We start from the raw sequence: 4,609 nt of genomic DNA, 5'->3' as shown, positions 1-4,609 counted from the left end.
GAGCGGCAGTTCCGCCAGCACGGCGACGGCCAGCGGCACCATGTAGCCGGGCAGGGCGGCGGCGCAGTGGGCCCGCAGTTCGGCGGGTGCCGGTTCGGCGGCGCCGGGGGAAGGCTGGACGAAGGCGGCCAGGTAGTCGCCGGCCTCGTCGCGCTGGACGACGGCGGCGGCGGCCTCGACCGCGGGGTGGGTGGCGAGCACCGCCTCGATCTCGCCGAGTTCGACCCGGAAACCGCGGACCTTCACCTGGTGGTCGACCCGCCCGTGGTACTCCAGGTCGCCGTCGGGCAGCCGGCGGACCAGGTCCCCGGTGCGGTAGCAGCGCAGGCCGTCGACGTGGACGAAGCGCTCCTCGGTGAGGTCGGGGCGGCCGTGGTAACCGCGGGCCAGGCCCTCGCCGGAGAGGTACAGCTCGCCGATGCCGCCGTCCGGCACGGGTATCCGGTGCTCGTCGAGGACGTGGTCGAGGGTGCCGGCGAGCGGGCGGCCGATGACCGGCTCGCCGGCCCCGTCGCGGGCGACCAGCGACCAGGTGGAGTAGACGGTGTCCTCGGTGGGCCCGTACAGGTTGTAGAGGCGCTCGACACCGGGCTGGGCGTGGACCTTGTCCGCGATGTGGCGGGGCAGCGCCTCGCCGGCCAGGTTGACCACGCGCACGCCGGCGGGCAGTCCGCCGTTGCCATTTCCACCACCGGGCAGGTCGCCGGCGCGCAGCAGCGCTGCCATCGCGCTGGGCACGGTGTTGACCAGGGTGACCTCGTCCCGGGCGGGCAGCTCGGGGAGGGCGAGGACGTTCTCGGCGACCACGATCGTGCCGCCGACGGAGAGCGGGAAGAACAGCTCGTACACCGAGATGTCGAAGCACACGGAGGTGCCGAACAGCACACCGGTGAGGTCGGCGGCGGTGTAGGTGTCGGCGGCCCAGCGGAGCATGGCGTTGACGCCGCGCTGGGTGACCGAGACGCCCTTGGGGCGGCCGGTGGAGCCGGAGGTGTAGAGCACGTAGGCCAGTGCGTCGGTGGCCGCGTCGCCGGTGGTGGGGCGCGCGGCGGCCGGGTCGAGCGGGGCGGCGGGCCCGTCGCCGTCGATGTGCAGGAGGGTGGCGTCCGCACCGTTCAGCAGGTGCTCGTGGGCGCGGTCGGTGAGCACGACGGGGGCCTGCGCGTCGCCGACGACCAGTTCGAGGCGGTCGCGCGGATAGGCCGGATCGAGCGGCACATAGGCCCCGCCGGCCCGTAGCACCGCCAGCAGGCCGACCACCAGGTCGGCCGTTCGTGGCAGGCATACGCCGACCAAGGTCTCGGCCCGGACTCCGGCGGCGGCCAGCCGGCCCGCCACCGCGGCGGTCGCGGCGTCCAGTTCACGGTAGGTCAGCCGGCGTGTGCCGTCGATCACGGCGGTGGCGTCCGGGGTTCGTCTGACCTGCGCGGCCACCAGTTCGGCCAGCGGTGCTGCCGGATCCAGTGGAGTAAGTCCCGTCGAACTCATCGCTTCTCTCCCGAGGGGTGCTGCTGCATCGACTTGTGGTCGGCGAGAAATGGGCGGTGTGCCCTGGGAGATGGTGGGGTAAAGATCTACGAATCACCAGCACATTTCCGTCACTCGTTCGATATGCCGGAAAGATCACCTCTCCCGGCCTGGTCAGCGGTGCCCGAATCTGACGGTTCGTCGGCGATTTCACCCGGATTGGCAACCCCCTTGGCAGCGCCGGTCCGTACCGATAGCGTTTCACCGACGGTTCGTCAGTTGGCGCACACCTGTGTCCTACTGGCACCGCAAGCAGATTTCCGGACTCAATATTGTCCGAGGCCAGTCAAGATCTGGCCGATAGTACGGCCCCGGCGCCCCACCGCGGCACACCCGCCCGGCATGCCCGGACAGCACCCCTCGGAGGCGGCGGACGCGGGCGGACCGGGCGCAGATCTGTGTGCAAACGGTGTGCATTCATGGGGGACCTCGGGGGCTCGACGGACAACTCGACCACCCGGTGCACACCGGGCTCCCCCCACCCTCCGCCACCCGTCGTCCCGGACGCCCGGGACCACGGTCACGTCCCGACCCCAGGCCGGGCGCCGGTCCCCCGCTTCCCCGCGTCCGGGCCTCGCGCCCGGCGGGGAGGGGCCAGAATGGAGCGCATGTCCCGACGTCGTTCCGCGCCCCGTGCCAGCACGCCCGCGCCGCGCCTGCTCCCCTCCTCCCCCTGCCCCTGCGGCCTGCCCGGCAGCTACGCCGAGTGCTGCGGCCGACTGCACCGGGGCCAGGCCGCCGCCACCACCGCCGAGGCGCTGATGCGCTCGCGCTACAGCGCCTTCGCCGCCCGCGACGAGGCCTATCTGCTGCGCACCTGGCACCCGGACACCAGGCCGGAGAGCGTGGACTTCGACCCGGGGCTGCGCTGGGTGCGGCTGGAGGTGCTCTCCACCGGCGAGGGCGGGGCGTTCCACGCCGAGGGCACGGTGGCCTTCCGCGCCCACTACGCGGAGGGGCGGGAGGAGGGCGTCCTCACCGAGCACAGCCGGTTCGTCCGGCACGAGGGCGCCTGGGTGTACCTGGACGCGCTCTCGCTCGACTGAGCCGGGCCGCTCCGCGCGGCACTCGTCGTGTCGGGCGCGGATGTGCGGGTGGGCGCGGATGTGCGGGCGGGCGGCCCCGGAGGACCGCCCGCCCGTGCACCCGAGCGCCCGAGCACGCGTGCACCCGTACAGCCGTACAGCCGTACAGCCGTGCAGCCGTGCAGCCGTGCGCCCGGCTAAAGGTAGTCGTCCAGCCGGGCCAGGGCGAAGCCCTGCGCGGTGACCTCGTCGACCACCTTGCGCAGCAGGTCGGGCATGGTCCCCGGCCACAGGTCGGTGCCGCGGAAGTGGGTCAGGATGATGTCGCCCGGGTGGAGCCGCTGGTCCTCGTAGCGGTACTCCATCCGGTCCGGGAACGCCTCCTCGTTCCACAGCGGCACCGCCTCGATGCCGCAGGAGCCGGCGGCCCGCAGGGTGTCCTCGTTGTACTCGCCGTAGGGCGGCCGGAAGAGCCGGGGGCGGCTGCCGATCTGCCCCTCCAACTGGTCCTGCTGGCGGCAGATCTCGTCGCGCTGGGTCGCGTAGTCGAGGACCTTGAGGTTGCGGTGGTTGATGGTGTGGTTGTTCACCGCGTCGCCCTGCTCGGACAGCCGGCGGAAGTAGCCGTAGTCGGAGCGGGCCAGGTAGTCGGCGACGAAGGTGGACAGCGGGATGCCGAGCTCGGCCGCCATCCGACTGAACTCCGGGTCCTTCTCGGCGCCGTCGTCCACCGTCAGGAAGACGATCGGCTGCTCGGTGGGCACCCGGTAGACCACCGGCGGCAGCCCGTCCGCGAGCTTGACGCCCTGCACGGCGCGCAGCTCGGGCCGGGCCGCCGGGGGCTGCGGGGCCAGCAGCGGCAGCCGGGCCAGGCCCCAGCGCCGGGCGGTCTCCAGCGCCGTGCGGGCGGCCTCGGCCCGACGGGCCACCGCCTCGCCGCTGGTCTCCTCCTCCGCCTCGCCCCGGCCCGCGCCGTCGACGGCACCGCGCCGCCCCCGGCCGAGCCGCCGCACCCCGCGACCGCGGCCACCAGGCACACCGCCGCGACCAGCCCGCCCCGTCCCCGCCCGCGCCGGGACCCAGCCAAACCCCCATTAATGCGATTATCTGATGGTCTGTGCATAACCCCACTGCTCCCCCGCCACGCCGGGCGCCCAATCCACCCGTCACCCACCCGGCCCACCCCGGACCGCAGCCCCGACCTGCGGCTACGGTCCCGCCGATGATCGAAAAGGGTTGGCGCCGGGCGCGGACGGCGCCCGATAATGCGCCCATGACGACGAGCACGCAGCAGCACCACAGCACCAGGGACGCCTGGGCGGTCACGCCCGCCGAGGTCGGATCCGCCGAGTCCCTGGCACTGCTGCGCGAGTACTTCATCGACGTCGCCAACCGCTACTACCGGCTCCACTTCGACCGGGACGGCACGGCCGAGGAGATCGAGACCGGCCTCGCCGACACCCCCAGCGACCACCTCGCCCCGCCCACCGGGGTCTTCCTGCTCGGCCGGTACGCGGGCGAGGCCGACTCCTGCGCCGGCCTGCGGGTGCTCGACGCCACGACCGTCGAGCTGACCCGGGTGTACGTCCGGCCCTCCCGACGCGGCACCGGCGGCGGCACCCGGCTGCTCGCCGCCGTCGAGGAGGCGGCACGGTCCCTCGGCGCCCGGCGGATCGTCCTGGACACCCGGCTCGACCTGGTCGAGGCCCGCGCGCTCTACACCCGGCACGGCTACCGCGAGATCCCCGCCTACGGCGACAGCCCGTACGCCGAGGTCTGGTACGGCAAGGACCTCGTTCCGGAGCAGCGGCCGGGAGGGGCCCGTGCAGACGGTTGAGCTGCTCTGCGACCCGCCGTTCGACCGCGCCGTGCGCACCGTCTGGCAGCGGCTCGCGGACGCGGGCGTGGACAGCCTCGCCGACAACCCCCACCCGGGCCACCGCCCGCATCTCACCCTGGCCACCTGCGCCCGCATGCCCGCCGGCGCCGCCGAGCGGCTCGACGAACTCCTCGCCGAAACCCTGCCGTTGACCGTCCGGCTGACCGGCCTGCTGTCC

4 protein-coding genes and 1 pseudogene are annotated in these 4,609 nt (G+C 73.6%); 3 read left to right on the top strand and 2 right to left on the bottom strand.

Features of this window, described 5'->3' with window-relative positions; genetic code table 11:
- Nucleotides 1-1,488 (bottom strand): amino acid adenylation domain-containing protein (locus VR45_RS23995; protein WP_045941898.1); only part of this gene is annotated, 1,488 nt, incomplete at its 3' end.
- Nucleotides 1,489-2,135: 647 nt separating this feature from the next.
- Between VR45_RS23995 and VR45_RS23990 the strand changes: the two genes are divergently transcribed.
- Nucleotides 2,136-2,573: a YchJ family metal-binding protein gene (locus tag VR45_RS23990; RefSeq protein ID WP_045941897.1), complete on the top strand. Its 438-nt coding sequence runs from the start codon at nucleotides 2,136-2,138 to the stop codon at nucleotides 2,571-2,573.
- A 176-nt stretch (nucleotides 2,574-2,749) separates the two neighbouring features.
- On the opposite strand, the gene VR45_RS23985 is transcribed toward VR45_RS23990, so the two are convergent.
- Nucleotides 2,750-3,565, bottom strand: coding sequence for a polysaccharide deacetylase family protein (locus VR45_RS23985; RefSeq protein WP_234326099.1), 816 nt, complete (start codon nucleotides 3,563-3,565; stop codon nucleotides 2,750-2,752).
- Between the two features lie 260 nt (nucleotides 3,566-3,825).
- On the opposite strand from VR45_RS23985, the gene VR45_RS23980 reads away from it, so the two are divergent.
- Nucleotides 3,826-4,389 (top strand): GNAT family N-acetyltransferase, encoded by a 564-nt coding sequence (locus tag VR45_RS23980; protein WP_078896784.1) that lies wholly within the window; start codon nucleotides 3,826-3,828, stop codon nucleotides 4,387-4,389.
- A pseudogene (locus VR45_RS23975) lies at nucleotides 4,376-4,609 on the top strand (2'-5' RNA ligase family protein); the annotation flags it as partial. The gene VR45_RS23980 and the pseudogene VR45_RS23975, both read left to right, overlap by 14 nt.

Origin of the sequence: Streptomyces sp. NRRL S-495, assembly GCF_000966955.1 — a bacterium.
GTDB lineage: Bacteria > Actinomycetota > Actinomycetes > Streptomycetales > Streptomycetaceae > Kitasatospora > Kitasatospora purpeofusca.
Note: the sequence above shows the minus strand (reverse complement) of the source record. Positions and strands in the feature narration are given on the sequence as shown.

Coding starts and splice junctions, on each gene's coding strand:
- VR45_RS23990 (WP_045941897.1), top strand. CDS start 2,136: ATGTCCCGACGTCGTTCCGCGCCCCGTGCCAGCACGCCCGCGCCGCGC.
- VR45_RS23980 (WP_078896784.1), top strand. CDS start 3,826: ATGACGACGAGCACGCAGCAGCACCACAGCACCAGGGACGCCTGGGCG.